This is a genomic window from Enterococcus aquimarinus (genome assembly GCF_001885765.1).
Lineage (GTDB): Bacteria > Bacillota > Bacilli > Lactobacillales > Enterococcaceae > Enterococcus_I > Enterococcus_I aquimarinus.
This window is the reverse complement of sequence record NZ_JXKD01000004.1, coordinates 1-25,623: the sequence shown is the minus strand read 5'-3', so window position 1 is coordinate 25,623 and position 25,623 is coordinate 1. Positions and strand designations below refer to the sequence as shown.

Annotated in this window: 20 protein-coding genes; 1 reads left to right on the top strand and 19 read right to left on the bottom strand. The window is 36.8% G+C overall.

The annotated features are described in order from the left end of the window. Window positions 1–41: 41 nt before the first annotated feature. The 17 genes from RU93_RS04125 to heR form a co-directional block, all read right to left on the bottom strand. Complete coding sequence (locus RU93_RS04125) at window positions 42–512, bottom strand: GNAT family N-acetyltransferase (RefSeq protein WP_071874346.1); 471 nt, start codon at window positions 510–512, stop codon at window positions 42–44. 89 nt (window positions 513–601) lie between these two features. Further along, window positions 602–3,691: a hypothetical protein gene (locus RU93_RS04120; RefSeq protein WP_071874345.1), complete on the bottom strand. Its 3,090-nt coding sequence runs from the start codon at window positions 3,689–3,691 to the stop codon at window positions 602–604. After that, entirely contained in the window at window positions 3,688–5,106 is a 1,419-nt protein-coding gene (locus RU93_RS04115; protein WP_071874344.1) for a glycosyltransferase family 2 protein, read from the bottom strand. The genes RU93_RS04120 and RU93_RS04115 overlap by 4 nt, the downstream gene beginning before the upstream one ends. After that, a complete protein-coding gene (locus tag RU93_RS04110) occupies window positions 5,103–6,107 on the bottom strand; it encodes a HEAT repeat domain-containing protein (RefSeq protein ID WP_211272552.1) in 1,005 nt (334 codons plus the stop codon). Before RU93_RS04110 ends, RU93_RS04115 begins: the two co-directional genes overlap by 4 nt. A 41-nt stretch (window positions 6,108–6,148) precedes the next feature. Continuing rightward, window positions 6,149–7,018 (bottom strand): response regulator, encoded by an 870-nt coding sequence (locus RU93_RS04105; protein ID WP_071874342.1) that lies wholly within the window; start codon window positions 7,016–7,018, stop codon window positions 6,149–6,151. Between the two features lie 141 nt (window positions 7,019–7,159). Beyond that, on the bottom strand, window positions 7,160–7,651 hold the full coding sequence (locus RU93_RS04100) for a cupin domain-containing protein (RefSeq protein ID WP_071874341.1): 492 nt from the start codon (window positions 7,649–7,651) through the stop codon (window positions 7,160–7,162). Window positions 7,652–7,696: 45 nt separating this feature from the next. Further along, window positions 7,697–8,809, bottom strand: a complete 1,113-nt coding sequence (locus RU93_RS04095; RefSeq protein WP_071874340.1) for a YcjF family protein — start codon at window positions 8,807–8,809, stop codon at window positions 7,697–7,699. Between the two features lie 266 nt (window positions 8,810–9,075). Then, the gene (locus RU93_RS04090) at window positions 9,076–10,602 is read right to left on the bottom strand and encodes a flavocytochrome c (RefSeq protein ID WP_071874339.1); all 1,527 of its coding nucleotides are present in this window, start codon (window positions 10,600–10,602) and stop codon (window positions 9,076–9,078) included. 177 nt (window positions 10,603–10,779) lie between these two features. Then, window positions 10,780–11,739 carry a beta-glucanase gene (bglS, locus tag RU93_RS12345; RefSeq protein WP_071874338.1) on the bottom strand — a complete coding sequence of 320 codons (960 nt, stop codon included), beginning with the start codon at window positions 11,737–11,739 and terminating at the stop codon, window positions 10,780–10,782. A gap of 235 nt (window positions 11,740–11,974) precedes the next feature. Further along, window positions 11,975–14,128: a glycoside hydrolase family 3 N-terminal domain-containing protein gene (locus RU93_RS04080; RefSeq protein WP_071874337.1), complete on the bottom strand. Its 2,154-nt coding sequence runs from the start codon at window positions 14,126–14,128 to the stop codon at window positions 11,975–11,977. Window positions 14,129–14,159: 31 nt separating this feature from the next. Next, on the bottom strand, window positions 14,160–14,747 hold the full coding sequence (locus RU93_RS04075) for a YesL family protein (RefSeq protein ID WP_071874336.1): 588 nt from the start codon (window positions 14,745–14,747) through the stop codon (window positions 14,160–14,162). A 45-nt stretch (window positions 14,748–14,792) separates the two neighbouring features. Beyond that, window positions 14,793–16,451 carry a type 2 periplasmic-binding domain-containing protein gene (locus RU93_RS04070; RefSeq protein ID WP_245785366.1) on the bottom strand — a complete coding sequence of 553 codons (1,659 nt, stop codon included), beginning with the start codon at window positions 16,449–16,451 and terminating at the stop codon, window positions 14,793–14,795. Between the two features lie 78 nt (window positions 16,452–16,529). After that, on the bottom strand, window positions 16,530–17,408 hold the full coding sequence (locus RU93_RS04065) for a carbohydrate ABC transporter permease (protein ID WP_071874334.1): 879 nt from the start codon (window positions 17,406–17,408) through the stop codon (window positions 16,530–16,532). A gap of 20 nt (window positions 17,409–17,428) precedes the next feature. Beyond that, entirely contained in the window at window positions 17,429–18,355 is a 927-nt protein-coding gene (locus RU93_RS04060; protein ID WP_071874333.1) for an ABC transporter permease, read from the bottom strand. Then, window positions 18,356–19,306 carry an ROK family protein gene (locus tag RU93_RS04055; RefSeq protein WP_071874332.1) on the bottom strand — a complete coding sequence of 317 codons (951 nt, stop codon included), beginning with the start codon at window positions 19,304–19,306 and terminating at the stop codon, window positions 18,356–18,358. It lies immediately after the preceding gene. 15 nt (window positions 19,307–19,321) lie between these two features. Beyond that, window positions 19,322–20,332, bottom strand: coding sequence for a LacI family DNA-binding transcriptional regulator (locus RU93_RS04050; RefSeq protein ID WP_071874331.1), 1,011 nt, complete (start codon window positions 20,330–20,332; stop codon window positions 19,322–19,324). Window positions 20,333–20,738: 406 nt separating this feature from the next. Beyond that, complete coding sequence (gene heR, locus RU93_RS04045; protein WP_071874330.1) at window positions 20,739–21,530, bottom strand: heliorhodopsin HeR; 792 nt, start codon at window positions 21,528–21,530, stop codon at window positions 20,739–20,741. A 288-nt stretch (window positions 21,531–21,818) separates the two neighbouring features. Here heR and gloA point away from each other — a divergent pair, with 288 nt between their 5' ends. Then, window positions 21,819–22,199, top strand: a complete 381-nt coding sequence (gene gloA, locus RU93_RS04040) for a lactoylglutathione lyase (RefSeq protein WP_071874329.1) — start codon at window positions 21,819–21,821, stop codon at window positions 22,197–22,199. 88 nt (window positions 22,200–22,287) lie between these two features. Here gloA and RU93_RS12050 read toward each other — a convergent pair whose 3' ends face one another. Then, window positions 22,288–22,443 carry a hypothetical protein gene (locus tag RU93_RS12050; protein WP_169818084.1) on the bottom strand — a complete coding sequence of 52 codons (156 nt, stop codon included), beginning with the start codon at window positions 22,441–22,443 and terminating at the stop codon, window positions 22,288–22,290. Between the two features lie 4 nt (window positions 22,444–22,447). Continuing rightward, window positions 22,448–25,435: an HsdR family type I site-specific deoxyribonuclease gene (locus RU93_RS04035; RefSeq protein ID WP_071874494.1), complete on the bottom strand. Its 2,988-nt coding sequence runs from the start codon at window positions 25,433–25,435 to the stop codon at window positions 22,448–22,450. Window positions 25,436–25,623: the final 188 nt, after the last annotated feature.

Below are 25,623 nucleotides of genomic sequence, written 5' to 3'. Positions count from 1 at the left end.
ACTTCTAAGAATAACACGACTTTTATCATCTCTGATGTTGCTTACAAACGTTTCAGATACCACTTGTCACACGCGTAGTGAGGTGTTTCAACGAGTGGTGAGGATAAGGCAATAAAGCCGTTTTTTTGATAAAATTGATTCGCAGCTTCCATATTGCTAAAGGTTTCCAGATAACACTCCTCATAAAACTGTTTGGCAAATGCGAGCGCGATTCCGAGTAATTGACTAGCAATTCCCGTTCCTCTGGCTTCTTTGAAAGCATACATTTTTTGTAATTCGCACACATTCGGTTTGCTTTCAACAGGACCGATTCCGCATCCTGCAACAATATCGCCGGCCATTTCCACTACCCAATAGCACGATTTTTCTGGTTGATAAACTTCTGAGAACACACCTAATTGCGGATCTGACCAAGCACAACCTTCTTTATCAGCCTCAAATTCGATTAAACATGTCCGAATGAGGTGCTCGACTGCTTGGTTATCTTTTTCTTGTATTTCTCGAATGAGCATCTCTTTCACCTCATCTTTTATTTTCTTAGTGCCAACACCTCAAAAGTAGGCATGATGGCTACACGTTGAAAAATACTGCTTCATCATTCTTATTCGTATTCGGCAAATAATTGTTGAATGATAGGATACGACGCCTTTAAACGTTCCGTTGATTGAGGAATATCCCATGGTTGCCACTCATACGTTACTAAGCTTTTCGGTGGTGCTTGTCCTTCAAAATAAACACCAATGCCAATCCCTTTAATCACTTCATCTACTTTTTCATTCGCCGAAATAAAATCTCCTAGGAATTTCTTTTGACTTGGATCTGTCGCACCAATCAATAACCATGGTAACCGAATTTCAAGCGTATCACCTTGCCAATGATAATCGGTTAAAGAATCGAAATCGACAGCAGTCGGATCAGACGTTCCTTCACGCAATAGCCCTGTTTCATATGATGAAAATGGAATTTTCTTTTGACTATCAGGTAACGTCAACGCTTTATTTAAGACAAAATCAATCGTAGAAAATTGCCCACTATCTTTTTGCGGATTCGGCATTCGGTCGGGCATCAGTGACAATTTTTTCGCATACAGATAATTAAAATAGTCATAATAGACATCTTGCACGATCCGCGATTCGCCTTGTTGATTTAGTTTCACCAAATATTCAACCGGTGCGGGGAACTGATCGCCCGTCTCGCGATCTGAGGTATTCCCTTGGTTAGCCACTGTATCCAGTAGAATCCGGACATTTTCTTTTTCTAATTGCTTACTTTTAATGGTTAAATACAGATACGTTTCATCGCTCTTGACATGCAAGGTAAGATCTTCTGTCGTCAACAGAGGTTCATCTTCTTGCCACTCATCCGTCTTGCCATCGATTTGGACGAGATTGCGATCAAATGAAAGAATCCCAAAACGTTGTTCGTTCGTTTGGACGTTCGACCAATAAGGCCTTCTATCCGGATCATCATAATCGACCGTATTCCATGTTCGTTTAAACCATTCATCTTGCCAAGAAAAAATCAAACCGCCCATTAAATCTTCTGCCATAATATCTTCAAAAAGATGACGAATGACTTCTCCTTGTTTTTGTTCACTATTAAAGCCTTGATCAAATCCATAGGCATTCTCATGTGTTTTTCCACGTGAAGCTGGAAGACCAAATTCGGCAATTAAAATCGGCATCCGGTGTGCGTTATGGAGCTCGTGTAAATAGCCTGCGTAACTATTTTTTTCTCCACGATGATCGACATAATTCAAATAAGCCTCATCGTAATTTAAAAAATCAGGATAATACGGATAGACATGATACGATGCAAATTGACCCAGATCATTCATCGCTTCTTTGGTATAAATGACGTTCGGATTGACACTGACTAAGTCTTCTTCCGTATTCGGTTCATCTGCGTGCCTTAATAAATCGGTCGTAATCCAATTCGTAAAACTCATCGGTGTCAACCAATGATACGTGTCATATTGATAGGTGACTAACGCATCCATTTGTTCGGCAAGCCAATGTTCAAATGGTTGTGCTTCTTTCGTCTCAAAATAGTTCCCCTGATACTCGCCAATTCCCGCGTGTACTTGATTGGTATTTTCGACCATGTTAGGGTACCATTCGATTCCAATAATCCAAGCTGAAATATACTGTGAGACATCGGTGTCATACATCCCATGTGCATGTCCTGGGACGTATGGCACGTAACGATTGCCATGCACGACATCGACAAGACGTTCAATTTCTTCTTTAAAAGCCGTTAATGTCGGTTCCGCGTATGCATCGAGCGTTTCTTCTAAGGCTTCTTCTTCAATCCAAATGCCATGCATGACATATAACGGTTTTTCTCTCCCTGCATTAAAATGCTCTAGCGCTCGGTAAAATCCCGGTGGTTGCAAGGTATACACTCGGATCGTATTGCTGTTCATTTCAGTAATTTGTTCGAACCAACGATAATATTCTTCTTCTGTAATGGCTGCTTCACCTGGGAAATAGCCTGGTTTTCCCATTCCGATGTTCACACCTTTAATCGTTAACGGTTGCCACGCATCTTCTTGCCAGACTTCAAATTGTTCCCCATTAATTCGAGCATTATAAGAACCATCTGGTGAGGCATACGCTTTTTGTTTTTCTTGTGCGGTTAAGGGAGGTGACTCTTTTGTTTCATGTTGCGAAAAAATAGCCTGCATCAACGGGACATAAAGCCGCCAGTAAAGCGCGTCCGAACCAAACCATTTCCCAAGCTGATAGAGCTGAGCAATTCCCGACATCTGATAAACGGACGGAACATTCGTCGCTTCACTAAAATTACCCGCAAAATAGTAACTTGTATGATGATTGCGGGTCCGTTGTGTGATTGCTGCAAGGTTCAACGGGATATCCTGTTCTGCTACCATTTTTTCTCCTGCTTCCGTTAAATGAAAGTCGAAGGTGGCGACTGTTTCAGTACCGTAATTTGCACTTACTAAATCAAACCAACCCTCGTAATCCGTCGTCGCTGAAAAACCTAATTGTGCTTGTCCTTCATCGCTCATCTTCACCTGAATACTAGCATCATGTAAGAGCTCCTTCTCGGTTAATACGAGATAAGCTTCATCTTTTTCATGATATAAAATAATCCCTGGCCCTTCATAGGACCATTCTTCTTCACTTTTATTCGTGATCCATTCTGGAATTTCAGCGTTCTTTTGTGGATTGAGTTCTTCAAAAGAACGCCCAATCCAACCACTCCAAGTCACACCTAAATAGGCTGTCATCTCATCACTGACTTGTTGCGTTGTAGTAGAGCCAAAACTATGGTGCTCGGCAATAAAAGTACTTTTGTTTTCTTGTTCAAAGTGTTTGACAAACGCTTGCCATTCTTCTTCTGTGAGACCACTTTTACTTGATTTCGTCGCTTGCATCGGACCATCCGTATCGACTAAATAAAGAAAATCAGCCTTCTCATAACTCTTTTGTAAAGCAGTTCCTTCTAACAAAGTTGTTGACGCATCAATGTCCTTGGTTGATTGTAAACGATCGATTTTTTCATAATCCAGTACCCAATCAATCCCCTGATGTTCGACTTTTGAGACATCCACTGTTTTATCGATAATGGCTACCTTCATGTCGTGAGTCGGTTTTATGAACCACAACACAAGGGGAAGCAAGAGTAAGAATAAGACGACGCCCATTGCTACATATAATCGCTTCATGGTTTCATCTCTCCTTTATTCAACCCCACTCGTTCCATATTTCCCCATACTCGTTTTCCACGGATGAAGTTGAACGTTCCTTCTAGTCGCCAAATTAGCGTTAATGGACGGTACCAAAATAACTCTGAAAATGCCCCAAGTGTCATGCGCAATAATTCTTTGTTCGAGGTAAACGATGCTAAACTCCACATTTCAAATAAAATCGAAGCGAGCGTAAAGCCGGTACCATATAACACAAATAAGAGGGCTAATAACAACGCATACTCGTAATAAAGTCCCCCCGTAAAATAAGCATAAATCACGTATAAATAACCACCCAGTTCAATGAAAGGACTTAAACCTTCGACAATTAAAAAATAAGGCATCGCGACCATGCCAATTCGCCCATACTTAGGGTTAAAAAGCATGACTTTATGGCGCCATAAACTTTCTAGTAATCCTTGATGCCATCGCCGCCGTTGTTTTCTTAAAATGCTGAGTCGTTCTGGGGCTTCTGTCCAACAAACAGGATCAGAGACAAATTCAATGCGTTTTTTCACTTTTTCTTCACGAAGCAACCGTTGTAACCGGACAACGAGTTCCATATCCTCCCCGATTGTGTGAACGGCGTAACCGCCTGCCTTAATCACCCATTCTTTCGAAAAAACACTAAAAGCACCGGAAATGATGAGCACCATATTACTTTGACTTAACGCAATTCTTCCCATTAAAAACGCACGTAAATATTCTATCACTTGCATCACAACTACCAGTTTGGTCGACAGTTCTTGATGTTGGATATGCCCGAGTTCCATCGTACCACCATTGGCAATCCGGACATTTCCCCCAGAAGCAATCACATCCCCTCCTGATAACATAATCGGTTTCATAATCCGCAATAACGAATTTTCATCTAATATTGAATCCCCATCTAATGAACAAAAATAGGGATAGCTTGAAACGTTAATGCCCACATTTAATGCATCGGCTTTGCCACCATTTTCTTTGTCAATTAAGTAGCAATCCGGGTATAATTCCGACGTGTAGATACCTCTAATCGGCTTCGTTTCAATCGATTTTCGGACAATTTTGTTAATCGGTATCATTTTCAACTCTCTCAACGTTTTTTCAAGCGTTTGATCGCTTGAACCGTCATTGACAATGATAATCTCTGTTTGTGGATAGCGTAAACTAAAGAGAGAACGGACCGTATCGACAACCCCCATCTCTTCGTTATACACGGGAACAATTATCGAGACTGGTTTGGTATAAAAAACATCGACAAACACGTCATCAAAGTTCTCTTTTTCTAATCCTTGTTTTTTGCGCAAGTAAAGGGTCGCCTTCACGAGCATCCATGAATACGTCACAATGACAAAAAGCATATAAAAGAGGATGACGCCTCCAAAAAAAAGCATGAGATACTGTTTAATCATTGCTTATTTCCCTCCTTTAGCTTTAAGATTTCACTCGCCATCTCCACGGCGTAGCGATCATTACTTTCTTTGATAAACCATTTCGTGTACATTTTTCCTTGTTCACTGGTACAAAGCGAAATAGCTGCTTGTCTGCGCACATGCCAATTTTCATCATGAAGCCCCTGTTCCAGAAATCTTTTCGTGGCTTCAAACGGAATGGCACTTAGACTCTTCATCGCATACATCCGTTCGACAAACGAAGGCGATGCCACAAACGGTTCAAGGGTTTCTAAAGACACCACTCCACCCATTTCAGACAGTAATTTTAACCCTCCGATTCGAAGTTCTTCCCACTCACTTTGTAGTAACTGTTCGGCTGCCTGTAACATTTGCGGGTCGCGCAACTGAATAAAGACCTCAATCAAGGCTTGTTGCGCAAGTGGAGGGATGCCCTCTAATTGTGCAAACAATGCGAAGCGTTCCTTGTTTTTTAACATCATAAATAATTGCTTATACTCACTACTGGTCATTTGTTGTTTCGGATTCACGATCTCTTCGAACACCGAGGCATGCGCATACAAGATGACTAATTTGATAATTTCAAACCGTTCTTCTTTCGAAACATTCCCCTTGAGCAACTGACGACACTCTGGTAACAAGGATGTCAGTCCAAACATACCAATATATCGTAAGGCGTTCATTCGCACACTCCATAAATGACTACGTAATTGTTTCTTGTAGCGCGCCGCAAGATATTGCTCGGTAAATTCCGAAATACGTGTATGGATTTCGACATCTTTTGCTAAACGAAAATACCGACTGCCGATTGTTTCAACCGCTCGATACGACCCTTCATTTTTGGGAATCATCTCTGTTGTGACGGCTGCACCATGTAGCACATATTGAAGCCACGAAGATTCTTGTGTTTCAAGATAGGTGGCGAATTGTTTTTGTTGTTTGACGATTTTAACGTTATTCAACACGAGATAAAGATACATCAATAATAGAAAGAGAAACACAAGGCACACAAGGATTGCCACTATTTGGATAGCACTCTTCATTACCATAGGCTTTCAAACATCCTTTTTAGTTGAGCTGAAAACAACTTAAGATTAAAGGGTTTTACTAAATAATAGTCGACCCCTTTTTCGTAGGCATCAATCATCGCACTTTCAGCATTTCGATTCGTCATCATATAAATGACAAATTTCTTGTCATTTGGCATTGATCGTAACGAAGCTAAAATATCGAGTCCCGTTTTACGTGGTAAGACATCATTCATAATGACAATATGATTATGCGGAGACTGATAAAAATCGGAACTCAAAAAATCTTCGCCATCCACAAACGTTCGAATTTCTTTATCTAATGAAGATAATGGTAAATTCTGCACGACCTCTTTAATAATTCGATTCATTAACGGATCACTTTCAATAATACTCACTTTTACTTGTTCTCTTTTGGCTTGCCGATAATCCGGAATGTAGACCAGCTCCTGTGTTTCCGACATTTGGCCCAATGCCGTTTGGGCGGTTGTCAAAATCTGTTCAAAGGTAATGTCTGCTTGCCGAATTTCGGTAATACTTGCTTTAAACGAAATCTTTTCTGCTTCTAATGTGAAAAAACGCTCACTTGCTTGGTATTCATTTGATAAGCGTTCCAATAAACGATACGCTTCATTTTCTTTACTCCCTAATAATAAAATCCCAATCCAACCCATTGTTGGTACTTCAAAGATCACATCGGTTTGTCGCACATGTTCACTTAAGAATTGCGTAAAGTCTGCTTGATAGACTTCGGGTAACGCTTGCATTTTCTGATTGTGGTAAGGTGCAATGAAAATCACCGTTGTTGGCATTCTTAGCCGAACCGCATTTGATTGCCAAATACGATAAAAGGGTTCGAGCACTTGATAATTGATAATAGGCATTAATGAATCACTCCTTCGACTTCGTTCTTAAAATAAAAAGATACTTTTAAACATAAAAGGCTAACATAAAGGAACGTCCTGCACCTCGTATTTAGCCTTCATTTGTACTATTTTCAGTAAAAAAGGGTTCTTAAAAGCGCCTTAAAAATCCAATGAATCAAAAGCGAGTTGCTCAATGATATCCCCATGTTCGGGATAGTCTGCTAATAACTCTGATTTCGTAAATAATTTGAAATCATCAAAGGTAAAACCAGGAGAGACCATGCAACTCACAAGGGCATATTGATCTCCTTCATTGACCGATGAACCAAATATAGATCCTTTTGGCACCACGTATTGTAACACGTCTCCTTGCTCGATATTCAAGCCAACAGAAGTCGTTTTGTAAGAACCATCGGGCAATAATTCATGCACCTTTAAGGACGATCCGTAATGAAAATACCAGACTTCATCCGCTGTTAATTGGTGAAAATGCGAAGGACTTTCTTCCGTTAATAAAAAATAGATATTCGTATAAACCGGTCGATTCTTTTCTTCAAACCAATCCTTTGAATCGGGTAACTCTTTATAATAACCGCCTTCCGGGTGTGGTAATAGTCCTAATTGATCAATCCAATACTGTTTGTCTAACATGCTTTATAGACTCCTTACTTTGCTTTTTTATCGTTTCTATAAGGCTTAATGTTTCAAGCCTTTGAATTTTTTAAGATAATTCGAAAAAATATCGGTAAACATTGTTTCTAACTGGTCGGCTGGAAGTTCAGACAAATCAATTTTTCCAGAAATCGTTAATTCCATTAGCTGAATATACGATTGTCCTAAAGCCGTCGTAATCAAGGAGGCCACTCCTCCAGAAATCATCCCTCCGACAAGCGTTCCGACTCCCGGCATCATTTTAAATAAACTACTCACAGCCGTTTTTCCACCGGTGGTCGCTGCTAAAATCCCAATGATACTTGCAAAAACAGTTTCTAAGCGATTTTTCTTAATATCAATCCCATAGATTGTCGTAATTTTGGCTAACATCGCCATTTGGGTCGCGATAATCAACGGAGCATCGGCAACGGGTATCGGAATAAACCCTTCACCAAAAGAAGTAGCGACGCTTGCTTTTACGACTAAATTTGACTTTTTTCTCTTTAAGGCCAACGATCCTTTTTGCGCATTCACAAAGGAATTTTGGATGGAAGCAGGCAGCAATTCGCACGTCTCTTCTACGAGTTCTTTAATACCAAAAGACGGTACAAATTCACTGTCTTTTGCTAGCACTTGAACGACCGAATGAATCTTTGGTCTTAATGCTCGAATCGTCGCTTCTAACTGCGTTGCTGCTTCTTTTGAGAAGACTTTCGTTAAGACTAAAATCACTGGAATTCCTAACGCCGCAATATCATTAATAAAGTTTTCTTCAATGTCTTCAAAGCGATCACTTGGCGCCGAAACACAGTACCACATACAATGAATATCGTCATCCGGAACAGCATTTTTCCGTTTTTCTTTCGCTAATTTTTTAATTTCTTTAATTGTTCGTTTTTGAACTGTCTTGTCTAACTCAAACCCAACGGTATCATAAATTTTAATTGGAATACCTGGTTTTTCAATCAACTGGATCTCTTTTGTCACAGGACGGCCCATCCCTGTTTGAGCTAAATCTGCTCGAAAGGCTGCATTAATTAATGTCGATTTCCCGACACCGCTTTTTCCTGCAATCAAAATATTGACATGTTGCAACTTATTTTCTTCATTTTTCACTTGCTTCATCGCTTGATTTATTAAGTCATTGTAATCCATCGTTTGCTCCTGCCTTTCTTTCGTACTCGCAACTCTAAATTCAGCGGGACTCTTTCTTCTATTGTACCTTAACTCGCCGCCATTTTTCACTTTTTATCGTTTAAAAATGAAAGAAAACGTGCGAAAATCCTTTGAAATCACAAAAAAAATAGAACCATCATCGATCAAAATGACGGTTCTAGTTCTTTATGTATGGAGCTTTATCTTCACTCTCATCAGCACGTCTGTGATTCCTCATGACGAGTTTTGTTGTAGCCTAAAGTCAATTAGTTATTCGCGTATTTCGCAGCTTGTACACCTGCTTGGCGACCAAAGACCATAATATCAGCCACAGCGTTTCCGCCGATACGGTTTTGACCATGAATTCCACCGGTTACTTCACCTGCAGCATACAATCCAGGGATAACACTACCGTCTTCTTTTAAGACTTGCGTATCAACATTAATTTGTACGCCACCCATTGTGTGGTGGATTCCAGGTGCAATTTTAATCGCATAAAACGGACCTGTTGTCAAATCGTAGTCCATCGCTGTTTCTCTACCGAACTCTGGATCTTTTTGTTCTTTAACGTTGTTGTTCCAAGTATCCAAGGTTGCTTTTAAGGTTGCAGGATCGATGTCAATTTGTTGTGCTAATTCTTCAATTGTATCAGCTTTAATCGTTGCACCTTCTGATTCGTAGTACTCCACTTGTTTCGCACGTTTTGCTAATTCATTGTCAAAAATTAAGTAAGCATATTGTTCTGGTAAAGCTGTTTCAGCTGCTGAAACGTTGTCGCGTGTTTCTAATTCATTCACGAAACGTTCGCCTTGTTGGTTTACTAAAATCGCACCTTCTCCACGAACGGTTTCACTGATTAACATGCCTGAATCTTGGACAACAGTCGGGTGTACTTGGATTTGATCCATATCCACTGTTGCACCGCCTAATTGTTCAATCATTTTGATTCCGTCACCAGTACTACTTGCAGCCGTTGTACTCACGTATCCTTTTAAATCTGGACGAAACGATTCAATCATCTCATGGTTTGAACCATAGCCACCGGTTGTAACCACAACTGCATCACTTGTAATTGTTTTTGTTTCGCCTTCAATAATGATTTCTACGCCAGATACTTTTCCATCTGTTTCATTAATTTTAGTCACTTCTGAGTTGACAAACAATGGAATCGATTGCTCCGTAATATTGCGGATTAAACCGTCTACTAAGTAAGTTCCGACAGAAGATCCATCAGCTGGACGGTGGATCCGTTTCACGCTTGCCCCACCACTATAACTAATATTGTTCAAAGTAATGCCCATTGAATCTAACCAATCAATTGCAGAAGCAGAATTATCCACTAGGTAGTGTAATAATTCTTGGTTGTTCGTGCCTTTACCACCGGTTAATGTGTCTTCAAAGAATAGCTCATTGCTATCTTCAATCCCTAATTCTTCTTGGAATTTTGTTTCTGAAGCGTTCATTCCGCCAGAAGATTTCATTGTATTTCCACCCGCTACAGGTGCTTTTTCAAAAATGACAGGATTCATTCCTGCATCTTTTGCTGAAAGTGCCGCAGCCATCCCAGCACCACCAGCTCCCACAATCACAATATCATATGTTTCTTGTAATTCTGTTGGATTGGTGTATTCATACACAGAAGCACTGCTGACTACTTCAGAACTCGCTTGCGTTTCTTTCGTCTGACTTGAACTTGATGCCTCTGACGTTGAACTTGTTTCAGCGCCGCAAGCACTTAAAATTAATGTCGATACCAAACCAAATGCTAATGTCTTCACAAAACTTTTTTTCATAATAATCCCCCTAAATATTAATCCGCTTGCTAATATACTACAAAAAAAGAGGGATATCAATAACTTTGTGATTTTTTTATCTTATTTTCATCATTTTGATTTTTTCCATTTGTTTTAAATTGAATATTATCACCGCGCAATTATCCACTTATTACACACAAATATCATAGACAGTTATCATTTTTTTCGCTTATTTAATTTAAAATAGATAGCGCTACCTATGCCTATAAACAAGCCCAATCCACCAACTATCCCCCAGTATGATTTTTCGTTTTTTTCGTGTGTTTTTTTATCATCATTACTACTCACCGGATTGTCAGTTTGTTTTGTTTCGGTTTTATCTGCTTCAGTCATTTTATATTGTGTAATCCGGAACCAATCGTACTTCGCTATTAGGGGTACATTCCCATCAAATTCATTTAACCAAGAATCAACGCCAATTCCTGGCCAGACATTCATCATAACTTTACTCGGTGTAGTGGGAATATTCTCAGTTGCTGTATGAATTTCTTTGCCATCTACAAACCATGTAATAGAATCTGGTAACCATTCAAATGCATACGTATGGTATTCCTCTGAAGCATCGAATCCCAATTCATAAGAATACTCATGTTCCCCCTCTCCATTAGTAAAATAATTAAATTGAACACTAGTTGTGTCTTTACCTAAAAATTCAATATCAATTTCATCCCAAGGATTATCTTCAGATGGCCCCGTATATGTAAAAAACGATGAAACAACGCCATCATTTTTGATAGGCTTCATCCTAACTTCATATAGTCCATAATGATAGTTATCATTTGATCGATACTCTCCACCAGAATATAATGGATTAGCGTTTTCACCATCCAAATCAATCAAAAGATTCATTTTTTGGTCTTCAAAGAAAACATTATTTGCTCTCCATGTATTATTAAACATTTCGCCATTTGACCAACCGTCTGCTTTATGCATTCGATCATCTTCTGCATTTAAGTCAAACTCATATATCATTGGATTTTCTTTTGTAATCATTTTATTCCCTTCTTGGATATCACTTTCTAATGTATTATTATCATCAACCGCTTTAACCTCTTGCGTAGAAAAAATAATAAACAAAAATAAACTTAATACGACTAATAAACTTTTCCTTATCATTGTGACACTCCTATTTCATTTGAATTTTTAAAAATCAATTTTCTTTATAACTAATTGATTTTTTTCACTCCTCATCTCAATTAAAAAGTCCAAACTACAAACTAATTGATGAAAAACATCTCATGTATTCCATTCTCATCACAAAATGCTCTCTATCTCTTTAATATCAACCAGAAAATGGGAAGGTTACACTAATAAAGTCATGAGATAGATTATTTCTTTCTTTATTTTCCCTTCATGCTTCATATTTAAATCCACCAATTTTTGGCGCCTGTGAACTATTTCCTACAAAAACGTCAAACCATCCGTCATCCAACACCCATTCAAGTTCCATATTATAATAGGATAAATCTTCAGGTGATATGTCAAAATAAATCGTTTTCTGTTCTCCTGGCTTCAAATATACTTTTTCAAATCCATTTAACTCTTTAACAGGTCGAACGACTTGTCCAATAAGATCACGAATATAAAGTTGAACAACTTCAGCACCCGAAACTTCACCTGTATTTGTAACGTTTACTTTCACAGTTGCTACAATATCATCATTTCTCTCTGGAATCTCTAATTGGCTCTGTAATGAAAATTGTGTATAAGAAAGTCCATATCCGAACGGATAAAGAGGATCATTGGGGATGTCCAAATACTTCGAAATATACTTTTCATTTTGACGTTCTGGTATTAGAGGATTACCTGTATTCATATGATTATAAGTAATGGGGATTTGGCCGGTTGAATAGGGGAAAGTCATAGGTAATTTTCCTGAAGGATTTTTATGGCCAGTTAATATATTGGTTATGGCATGTCCAGCTTGAGTTCCTAAAAACCAAGCCTCAATCATACCTTTTGAATATTTTTCAACTTCTCTTAAATCGAGGGGACGTCCGTTAAACAAAACGGTGACTATTTGATTATTCTCTTTTTCTATTGTTTGAAGTAACTCAATCTGACTCCTATGAAGCTCAATCGACCCTTTACTAGCAGCTTCTCCACTTTCTTCTGAACTTTCGCCGAGCGCTAAAATAACTACCTCATTATTTTTTGCCGCTTGCACTGCTTGTTTTTTTTCTTCCTCACTTATATGATTTACTGAAGATATTGGAATTACTTCGATTTGTTCATATTCTTTTGACAGTCCTGTTGCTAAACTTACCGCTTGCAATGGATCGCCATAACCTGACCAAGCACCTAAAACATCTTGAGTGACAGCCTTAGGTCCAATCAAAGCAATTTTTTTTGATTTTGTAACGGGTAAAATATTGTCCGTATTTTTTAGTAATACAATTGATTCTTCACTGATTTCTAATGCTCTCTTTTGAATTTCTTTACCCATTATGAACTCATCATTTATCTCTAATGCACCACGATACGGATCTAAGAACAATCCTAAATCTTTCTTTAAGGATAAAACTCGTAATACAGCTGAATCTAGCAGTTCCATTGAAACGTTCCCTGAGGATATTTCTGACTCTAGATAATCATAATAACTATTTGTCATCATATCGATATCACATCCAGCTCTAAGTGCCATGCTACTAGCTTGCGCTTTATTTTCTGCTACACCATGCGTTACCAGCTGTGCAATGGCTCCCCAGTCCGCGATGACTGTTCCTTCAAATTCAAGTTGTTTTCGCAATAATTTTTTTAAGACATATTCGTTTCCTGTAGATGGGATCCCTTTAATTGGATTAAAAGAGGTCATGACCATTTTGACGTCTTGATCTATTGCTGCTTTAAATGATGGTAAGTAGTGTTGATACAATTCTAAATCGTCAATCGATACATGATTATATTCGCGTCCAGCTTCTACAGCCCCGTATCCCACAAAATGTTTTACACATGCGGCGATACGTTGGAAATTTTCAGAGAGCTCACCTTTTTCTCCTTGATATCCTCTAACAAAGGCTTTTGAGAATTCAGAATTCAAATAACTATCCTCGCCTGTTCCTTCCATTACACGTCCCCATCGTGGATCACGCATCATATCAACCATGGGGGAAAAGGTTAAATGAACTCCTGATATTTGACATTCTTTAGCAGATAATTCTGCCATTTCTTCCGCTACTTGGCGATTCCAAGAAGATGCTAGAGCCAGTGGAATCGGGAAAATTGTATGAATACCATGAATGACATCTGCCATAAAAATCAAAGGAATTCCTAATCTATTTTTTTCCAAATAGGCTTTTTGAATACTGATTATTTCTTCCCTATCATAAGAACCTAAAACGGAACCTACTTCATAAATATCCTCACCTTCAATTTCATAATCGCCCATTAAGCCTGTAATAATTCCTGTTCCATCGACTTCGCTAAAAAATGATGGGGTTACTTGAACGAGTTGCCCAATTTTTTCCTTGATTGTCATTTTATTTAGAAGTTCTTGAATATCCATTGATAACTCTCCTAACCAAATTCGTGATTACTTATAACACAATTGCTTCTTGAATTTTATTTATACTAGAGGAAAATATTCTTTGTACAACATAAAAAATCGCCCCTAAACCAAAAAATAAAACACTATTGTTAAAAAACATTTCGCTAATATATAGAACAATGCCCGTTGCAGATAACATAATAAATAATTTCGGGAAGCTTATTATTGTAAGAAAAAAAGAATTTCTAAATATAAAAAAATAATTTTTCTCTTTTGTCTGATTTTGAAAAAAATAAATTCCTAAATTATACATGACTAAAAAACTAGAAGAAATAATTATTAACAAACTAGCTAATAATGTTCTATTTTGAAGCCCTGTAATTAATGAAATAATGGTAAAGAAAGTAAATACATTAAATAACCCTAAAGGAATAGTCGTCAATAGACTCTTTTTAAAGTGAGTTAGGTATTTCCTTACAACAGATACATCATTTCCGCTCAATGTATACAAAAGAGCGGAAATGGATGCTGGAATCGTAATAATTAATAAACTTGTAAGCAAAAATAGTAAATTAGCTAATACTACTTTGTAAATAATAATGGTTGCACGATAAAATTTACTTTCAATTCCAAACAAAACATCCACTCCCTCACTTAATTTTTGTCATTGTATTTTATTACGTTATTTCAATCTCTCAATATTTTGTTCTATTTTCTCATTACGATATTTCACAATTTCTTCCCATCCATTATCATTTCTTCCTTGTAAGAATTCATCCCAAATTGCTTTTCCTTCTTCCTCAGACTTCGCTTGAATTACATTCACCATTGCTTGAACACGTTCCGTATTAACTTTTGTTAAGTTACGAGCTAAACTACCAGTTTTAGGATCGATATCTTCTAATTCAAATCGTGGTGCTAATTTATCAGCAGCCCAATCAACCATTTGTCTAATCGACGCTGCTGGTTTTTGACCCATTTCAATTGCAAAGTTGTCATTTGCGACTTGCCAGTATGATCCTAGACCGACTTCTTTGTCAAATGTTGCAATATCTGTATTTCTAAGTTCTTCCGTTTCGTCAGTAAGTACAGCTAAACCATCTTCTAAATTATACGTTTCACCCTCGATGCCAAAGGCGCTAACCATTGTTCCATACTCACTTGCTAAATAGGTGATTAGTTCAATCGCTTTTTGCGGTTCCTTTGTACTGGTTGTAATAAAGGTTTGGGTCCATCCCCCAATATTACCGCCAGAGAACGTAGGATCTTCTCCTTTAGAATTCTTAGGTCCGTCAACGGCGATATACATTTCTTTCCCATCATTACGAGTATTGTTTTCAGACATTACTTCGTTAATCCCTTTTGTATTAGAGTGTAAATATGCAAAATATTTCCCTTGAGCTAATTTTTCTTTCATAATATTATCATTATCGGAAAATTGGTCATTACTAATCAGCTCATCATTGTAAGCTTTACGGAATACTTCTAACCAAGCAATATATTCAGAATCACTATCGCGATCATTTGCTTTGTCATCGACCATCAAAGGAATATTCAAGAAGTCTTGTAATACCCAACTAAGTGCTCCATCCGCTCCGTTAGCAATATCTAGTGCAGTTAAACCAAACGGAACTAAATCTGATCCATCATCTACTTTTGGTTGAACTTCTTTCGCTTTCTTCAATGCATTAATAAATCCTTCTGGCGTCGACATATCAGGTGATCCAATTGCTTCGTAAATATCTTTTCTTACAATAAATACTTGATCCCCTTGTACACCACCTGTTTCATAATCAGCTGTGGTAGTTGAAAAGCTTGGATAGCCATAGACATTCCCATCTTCTAATGTATACCATTTTAACGTTTCAGGCTTTGCAGCATGTTCTAAAAAATATGGATCGTATTTTTCTGCTAGTAAATTCAAAGGTAACGTGAATTTGGCAGCTTCTTCTGCTGCAGAAAGATTGCGATCAAAAGTCATTAAATCAGGTAAATCTTCTCCTGCTAACATCGTATTCATCTTTTCGTCATTTCCGTTAACGAATTCAACGTCAATATTCATATCTTCTTTGATTTTACGTGAAACAACATCTAATCCCCAATCAGAACGAGCATACCAATCAAAATTGACATACCATTTCAATTTCGCGGGAGTATCTGTGTCTGATTGCCAACTCGGCACATCGGGATCTGGTGTAAAACGGGGCTCTGGTGTACTTGCCATTGCTTTTTCTCCCTTAGAAACATCATTCCCGCCCGAACTACTACCACCGTTTCCACAAGCTGCTAATAGTGTAGCGCTTAACAGTACTGTCAAACCTACAAAATATTTTTTCTTCATCATTTTCTCTCCTCAAATTATATATTTAGAAGCTTAAACGCTTCTTAAAACTTAATTTTAGTAATCCATTCTTCTAACTTATTCTTTGATTGATCCTAAAGTCATTCCTTGAATAAAGTATTTTTGAAGGAAAGGATAGATAACAATAACAGGAACCGTGGTACAGACCATTGTAGCTAACTGTAATGATTGAGATGTCGTTTGCCGAACAACTCGTGCTCCTGTTGCAACTCCTGCTGATAAATTTTCAGAAACGATACGGTACAATAACATTTGTAACGGATAAAGATTTCTATTTTCAATAAAAATGTTAGCTGTCATATAGTCATTCCATTGATATACCCCATGAAATAGTGCAATCGTTGCTAATACTGGAAGTGATAGCGGTAACACAATTTTGATAAATATCGTAAAAGGATTCGCTCCGTCCATCATTGCTGATTCTTCTAGTGAATAAGGAATGCTTCTAAAGAAATTCATTAGAATGATCATATCGTAGAATGAAAATGCAACGGGTATAATGTATACCCAGAAATTATTAATTAATCCTAAATTTTTAAATAATAAGAAAGTCGGAATCAATCCTCCTGAGACAAACATTGCTAAAATGCCTGTTCTTATATAAAAATCTCTAAACACTAAATCTTTACGAGAAATACCATACGCCACACAAGCCGTAAACGCAGTATGTACGAAGACACCGATAACTGTTTTTAATACTGAAATAACAAATGCTCTATAAATAGACTTATCTTCAAAAACGGTTAGATAACTCTCTATAGAAAATTTTCGTGGCCAAAAATAAATACCTCCTCGAATCGCATCTTTCGCGTCATTAAATGAGAGAGCCAAAATATTCCATAAAGGTAAGGCAATAATCGCGATAAAGAATATCATAAAAATGACATTGAACAGATTAAACAATTGCTCATCTTTTGAAAAGTTTTTACTTAACATCAATATTTTCTCCTTTCATACTAGAATACTGACTGATCTGATATTCTCTTTGTAATTGTATGACTACCAACAACTAAAATTAATGAAACAACAGAAACGAGTAGACCGACTGCGGTTGCATAAGAAAAATCGCCTTGCTGGATACCCATTTTAAAGACATAGGAGTTTAAAACCTCACTAGTTTGATAGTTCACTGGATTTTGTAATACTAAGGTTTGATCCAAATTAGAGCCTAGAAGACCACCTACGGATAGAACGAGTGTTAAAGCAATAATATGTCTAATCGAAGGAATCGTAATTTTAATAATTTGTTGAAATTTAGTTGCACCATCCATTCTAGCGGCTTCATATAATGCTGGATTTATTCCTGTTAGTGCTGCAATATATAATATGGTATTCCAACCAATTTCTTTCCAGATATCAGAAATCACAGCAATTGCCCAATATTTATTGGGATCTGTTAGAAAGCGAATTGGTTTATCTATAACTCCCATTGAACTTAATATATTATTAACTAAGCCTACATCAGACAACCAACTGATAAACATCCCACCTAAAATTACCCAAGAGAGAAAGTGAGGCAAGTATGAAATTGTTTGTACTAGTTTTTTTAATCTTACATTAACAATTTCATGAATCATGACTGCTAAAATAATTGCACCTGGAAACCCAAATAATAGTTTAAAAAAACTAATAACGAGCGTATTTCTCATTACCATCCAGAAAACATCATCGGTCAAAAATTCTTGAAAATATTGGAATCCAACCCACGGAGATCCGAATATACCATCAAAAACTGAGAAATCTTTGAAAGCAATAATAATTCCATACATGGGAATATAATTGAACAGTATCATAAATAATACCCCTGGAATTACCATCATTTGATAGAACCTTTGTTGATAGAATTTCTTCCAAATCGCCTGATCACGGAATTTTTTTAACATTTATTTACTCATCTCCTTGTTTAACTGTTCTTGCGCTATTTTCACTTGGTATACCGCCCCTAATATTCCTGCATCATTTTTTAATTTAGTAGCCACTACGGAGGGGAGTCCTTTTCCAATCAAAAAACTCATACTTTGATGCTTTTTTTCTAACATAATTAGTCTTTTTTGAATTCGTTTAATAAAAATTTCATTCGAACTAATCGCACCACCAATTAAAATGATTTCGGGATCAAAGCAACCAATTAAATTCAGTATGCCAACTGCTAAATCATCTAGAAATTGATCAACCACTTCTATCGCTAATTGCTCTCCGTCTTCTTCCTTTTGAAAAATCTCACGTGCATCCGTTACCTCTTTTTCTTTTCGTTTTCTCGCCTGTATATTGTACTGATTAATCAATCCGCAGACTATTGCAGCTCTTTGAGTGATTGATTTTGTTTCGATATCCGTAATATCCTTGATACCATCAATAATCATCCAACCGAATTCGCCAGCCATACCGTTATGACCACGATATACTTGGTCATTAATCACGATTCCACCACCAACACCAGTACCTAAAATGACACATACGTAATTACGTTTATCACTTGCATTTCCTAACCATTTTTCTGCAATCGCTACTGCATTCGCATCATTTTCTATTTTCGTAAAAATACCTGTTCTCTCTTCTATTTCTTGTTTTAAGTTGAGACCAAAAAAGGATTGAATAGCTCCTGCCGTCAGTAAAAATCCATTTTCTTTTACGATTCCTGGCATGCTAATTCCTATACCTTTTACCCCTCCACTTGAACCGCTTACATATTCATCAACTATTATCGTTAAGTTCTGTAATAGTTCTTCTTTCTCAAAACCTGTTGCTATTGCTCCTTTATGGATAATATTTCCGTTTGAATCTACTAAACCATACTTAATACTCGTACCACCCACATCTATCCCAACATACATGCCCTTTTTCACTCCCTACTGGCTATATTCTTTTGTTGTATCTCTGATAATAAGTGTCCCTTTTACCTCAATAACTCGACCTTCTGTTTTTCTTTCCATCATCTCTAGAAGATGCGTAATTGCTTTCTTGCCTTGTTCTTTTGTCGAATTTCTTATTGTTGTCAATCCTGGTTTGAAGTATTTTAAAACCTCTGCATCATCAAAACCCATAATACTAAAATCTTCTGGCACGGAATAATTATTTTCAGACATCGCTTTTATGAATCCCACTGCACTCAAATCATTTGCCGCTAAAAAGGCTGACGGAAAAATTGTTGTAGGATTTTGGATGTATTTTAAAGTATTATGATAGGCATCTATTTCAACAAAATTTCCTTGAATTGTATTTTCTTCGTTATAAGTGATGCCTGATTTTGATAAAGCTGCTTTGAATCCTTGGAATCGTTGATCATTATCATAAATATCATCAACTCCATTAATATAACCGATATTTTTATGACCTAAATTCAGTAAATAATTACCGGCTAGATATCCTTTGTCAAAAGAATCAAATACGACACTTCCAACTCGTTTATCTGCTACAATTCTATTGATAAACACTGTTGATACACCATTCGAATTAATCGTTTCAATATCTTTTTGATCAAGTACATTTTCTACGACAATTGCCCCGTCGACAAAATTTCCCAGGATACTATTCATAATTACTGCTCTCTCATCCGAAACAATTACGTTTAGATTATAACCATGTTGCTTTGATTCATAAGCGATTTCATCAATAAGAGAGTTAAAATATGGACCACTAATTCTATTTGTATAAACGCCAATCATTTTAGTTTTCCCTGACTTCAGTTGTTTACCCATTAAATTCGGCACATAATTCATTTTTCTCGCAATATTTTCAATCGCTTCTCGTGTTTCATCGGTTACACCCTCTACTCTATTCAACGCTTTTGATACTGTTGAAATTGACACCCCCGCTTCTTTTGCAACGTCTTTAATCGTTACACGGTTCTTTTTTTCCATTATCTATCACTCCATACCTCGTATTAGGAAAACGTTTTTCTTACTGATATTTTGAATTATAGCATTCTTATTTTTCAGATACAACTATTATTTCAAAAAAATGAAAGCGCATAAACATTGCATTTAAAAGAATATATCTAAAAACCCTTATACTTCTAGTCATACAGCTGATTTTAGCTCGTTATATTTTTTATAGTTTTAAAGCAATAATAAAAACGTTTTTTATAAGGAGTTGAAATCTTATTGTTTTTGCAAACTACTTTTCTTATTTGTTTTATTCGACTATCAATTGTAATTTACCTTTGCTGTTGCAAAAAAAATGTTGAAAGAAAATCCCAAATGAGATTCTCAATCAACACTATCTAATCTTATAAAGAAATACGTCTGTCATACTCTCGCTTTTTCCCTAAGGTTGCATTGCTCCAAAAAGCACCAGCCATGCTAAGATGGATTTTGCAACGAGACTTAACACAATATAAATTCTTTCGCCGTAAATATAGTTCTCCCATTTCCCAACTTTTTTATACTGCAAAATCATATTCACTGGAAACGTGTTGAAAGCAACGAAATAGGTTCCCACAATCGCCCACACAAACCATGGGACTTGATCAAAATTACCGTTACCAAACATGTAGAGTAAGATGGCGATCCAAGGCGCAATCCCTGCGATTGAACCCCAGATAAAGGGTCCCCAGATGATATCATTTTTGCTTTTTCCTGAATTCATTTGTTCCATCACTAAGCCGAATAGATTCATCGTCGCATTGACAATAAAAATTAAGACGAGTGAGACGATATCGTAAATCCCAAACAAAGTGGAAATTAACACAATCATAATCGAAGAACTAATCGCATATTCGAACCAACGAAACTGATTAATTCCTTTTTCTAAATCGGCGTTGTATTTCTCATTGGTTTTTTTAGGAATCGAAATCAGTGCATGAGCGGCCGCAGAAATGAATAAAAAAGATGCGACTAAAATTCCAAAAGGTAAATCAAATAACACTTTTGACTCTAATTCTAGTGAACTTGTTGCTGGGTTGAAGGCTAAATAATTTTGCGTGATCTGAGGTGAAAATTCACCGATTTTTTGAATAACAGTCGTCGCTAAGAAAAGCATCGCGATTCCTTGTAGTAAATGCAGACCACCCATGATCAAATTGAACCTTCTTAACTTTGAATACGTGATTTCTTTCATGACATCCCACTCCTTTTCGTTTTAACGAAACGTCTATACGAGCATTGATTCTGCAATGTTTCTTTACATTTTTATTATACGCTATTTCTTCATTTTTCCATAAGAAAGCGTATTCATTTTATGCATAAATCTTTACCAGATGACTATTGTACGATTGCTTCAAATCAAGTGCTGTCTTTCTTACAACTCTTGAAAAAAACAGAGACAATTAACCGTTGAAGCGAAAAAACTGCGTATGCAAGGAATTCATGCTAGAATAAAGGTAATAAATGTTTGGAGGATGATTGAATGAACCAAGAACTTGTTGAAATTTGTCTGCGTGTGAGAGATATTGACGCTACTTTAGATTTTTATACGAACCTATTCAATTTTGAAGTGGCGAGCCGTCGAGAATTTCCTGAAAAGAAATTTGATTTAATTTATCTAAATTCTCCTGGATCTTCTGTCCAAATTGAACTCACTTATAACTATGATGCCGAACCTTATAACGTCGGAAATGGCTTCAGTCATTTAGGTGTAACGGTTAGTGACTTAGAGCAAATGCACGAAGTTTGTCAAGCGTCTGCTTACGAAACTGGTGAACTAAAAGGACTTTCTGGTGGCACCCCAACCTATTTCTTTGTGACCGACCCAGATGGTTATCGCATTGAAGTGAAACGAGCAAAATAACAATTGTAACTGTCCGTCTATTGGTGATTCTCAATAGACTGACAGTTTTTTTATTCCGTATAATCACAAGCCATTAATTTGAAAGAACTCAAGCGTAGTGTTGAATAATCGCCGTCAATGTACGTGCCGCATCTTTACCGGCTCGATTGTTATAATAATCAGAAAAGCGTTCATCCGAAAGATAACATTCCGCTAAAATTCTTCTTATAATCTCAATGATCACAATAGCAATCCCATTATCCAACTTTTTATAACTCTTCAAAAAAGCTCATCAAAGCATCTTCAAATTCAGAAGCGCCAAAGAAACCAATCTTTTCTTCCTCTTCAATATTATGAACAATATCAGAAAGGTTGGGATTATCTAGTAACGAATGACCTGGCAAGTATACCTCATAGGCTTCCATAATTCGATTACTATTTACATTTTGGTTTGCAGCCCAACGTCTGATTTTTAATTCTTGTCTTTCTGTTCGATATTTTTTACGGGTTGTCATTAAGGACTCAGTTGTAAAATGTTTTGTAATTTCACCTGTTTCTATATCAATTACAATCTCGTTAATTTCTTGGCGACTCTCATCATCCATTGGAACAATATGCTTTTGAATTGCTTTTTTATTTGAATCATCTGTCTTATCAATAAAATTATTTAATAGTTCGACAAGCTTGTCATAATCAATAATTTCTTCTGAGTATTTTTCAAGGGCCACTTGAATTTCTGTAATATCTGGACGCTTTTCTGGAGGTAATAATTCAACCACATCATTCATACGTGCTTGCAGTGCCCCTAATACTTCACTATTCTTTATATCTAATCGAACTATTTTCCCCGTAGATTCGCCATTATGATCCAATTCATCTATCTCAGAACCCAATTCATACCCTTGTCGAAGTAACCGCTGAATTTTACTTTGTGTTGACACAGCTAATCTAGAGAATTCCTCGCGTTCCATTTCAGAACGAGGAATTTGGCTGAAATCTGCACCTGCTAATTGTTTCAACCGACTCACTGCAGGGGCTAATTCTTTAATTTGGCTACTTTGTGTTTGAGCAAAAATACCATCATCAACTAACTTCTTATCGTCTTCACCGCTACTCTCATTTTCAGCTTCTTCTAAGGTGTCATTTCCGCCTTTAGTGTAGATGCGCAGTGCGTTTTCAACATACGCTTGCATCTCATCTCCTTTACGATAAAAGCGGACTTTCCCATAAGGTTTACTATTGCGATTAAACGTTCGATTCGTACGAGACATCGCTTGGATTAGCATCCCTTCTTTAAGCATCTTATCCATATAAATCATATTTAGATACTTTGAATCAAATCCTGTCAACAATTGATCAGAGACAATTACTAAGTCTAATCGATCTTCTTCTAGATCACGATTATAAGGATTTTTACGCGCCAATCGCTTCGTGATGTCTATTATGTACGAACGCTCTGGATCGTTAGCATTTAATATACTCGGCGTATTATATCTTTTGGTGTATTCATCTATTGCCTTCTTCAAACTTTCATTTTGTTCTTTAGTTCCTCGACTGTTAGTCTCATCTCGTGAAAAGGTCATTGCGACTCGTAAATTTGGCGCCATTTCTTTGAAGAGATTATAATATGCAACCACCGCTTGTTTGCCCGAAACTGCCAACATCGATTGGAAGACATTCTTTTCTTGAACCCCTGCCATAACTTCGCCACCTGAGTTTTTATCCCAATTTTTTAAGATATCTTCTACAACTTGACGTCTGTAAATCATACTGCTATAGATTTCTTTCTCATATTGTTTTTCGGTAAAATTAGGGTCTTGATTCGTAATTATATAATCAGGGCGATAGTAACTGACATCAAATCCCAATACATTGCCATCCCCGATCGCATCTTTAATCGTATAGCTATGGAGACGTTCACCAAAAATATCATGTGTTGAAATATCTCGCGAAGTATTTACATCATTTAAAGTATCACTATAAAAGTTAGGTGTTCCTGTAAAACCAAACCACGTTGTCTTTTTAAAGGCATTTTTGATTAGCTTTACCGATTCTCCACTTGCTGACCGGTGTGCTTCGTCCATAATAATGACATTCCAATCATTATTAACAAGACCTCTTTTGACAGCCTTTGTCAATCCCTGAACTGATATTAATAGTATTTTAGATGCGCCCTTATGATTCAACTCTCTTTTCAGTTCTCGACCATTCACTTTTTTGATACGGTTTTTAAAATGAGTATAAGCAAAATCTTTAAAATTTTCGAGTGTTTGATCAATTAAATCCACGCGATCAACTATAAATAGGACATTTTTTATGCGCGGTGCCGCAGCTAATAATTGTGCTACTTTAAAGGCTGTCACTGTTTTACCAGAACCTGTTGTATGCCAAATATAGCCACCTTCTTTTTTGATAAGTCCGCTTTGTTCCATCTCTTTCATTTTTTGTAATATTTTTCGCGTTGCTTGGATTTGATAACTACGCATAACCATTAAGTTATCGTTTGAAGCATCAGGAATCATATTTAATGTTACTAAACGATGCAATGCTGGAATACCCATGACTTGATGAGTGAACTCAAATGAATCTGTAATATCTTTTCCATCCTCATCTCGCCATCCGAAGACAAAAGTTTTATTGTAGTTCTCAAACGAATTCGGACGAGCCATATAACGTGCTGAATGTTGACTCATAATAAACTGAACCTGTACAAATGAAAATATCCCATTATACATCCCGTCACTGTGATATCCCTTAAGCTGTTCAAAGGCACTCCATTGATTTTGTAGGTGTTCGTCTTTTAATTCCAAATGAGCTATTGGCAGTCCATTTATTAAAAGCATCAAGTCAATAATTCTTTTAGTTGTCAGTGAGGTGGGTAATTCTTTGAAGTTCACTTGACTGACTACCTCGTAACGTGAGCGTCCACCTGCAATATCATCTTCATAAAATATTTCAATTTCTAAATTTGAACCATCATCCCTTGTTAGAGGGAGTGATCCTACACCACCAGCACCTACCAATAACAGTTGGGCATCATATGGCGTCTTAATTCGTTGTAACTCTTGCATGATTAAGCCAAACTCTATATCCGATAATTTTGTCCCATTTAATTTATGAGCATTCACTTCATCTAAAACATTTCGCCAATGTTCTTCTAACTTTTTAGTACTTACTCCTGATAAATCTTGACGATAAGTCCAACCTTCTGCTTCAAGCTTCTTTATTAGTGCTTTTTCAAATTTGTCCTCAGCCAACATATACACTTCCAATCATCACTAGTCGTTTGATTTCTACTTTATTAGTATCATATACAGATTATACGACAGATATTAGCAATAATTACCTTAATAATTAAAATCTTTTCTTTTTCTGGCTACTTATATTTCGGACGATTGGGAACAGCGTAAGTTGGGAGATTTATCTGAAATTGTTCGTGGAGCCT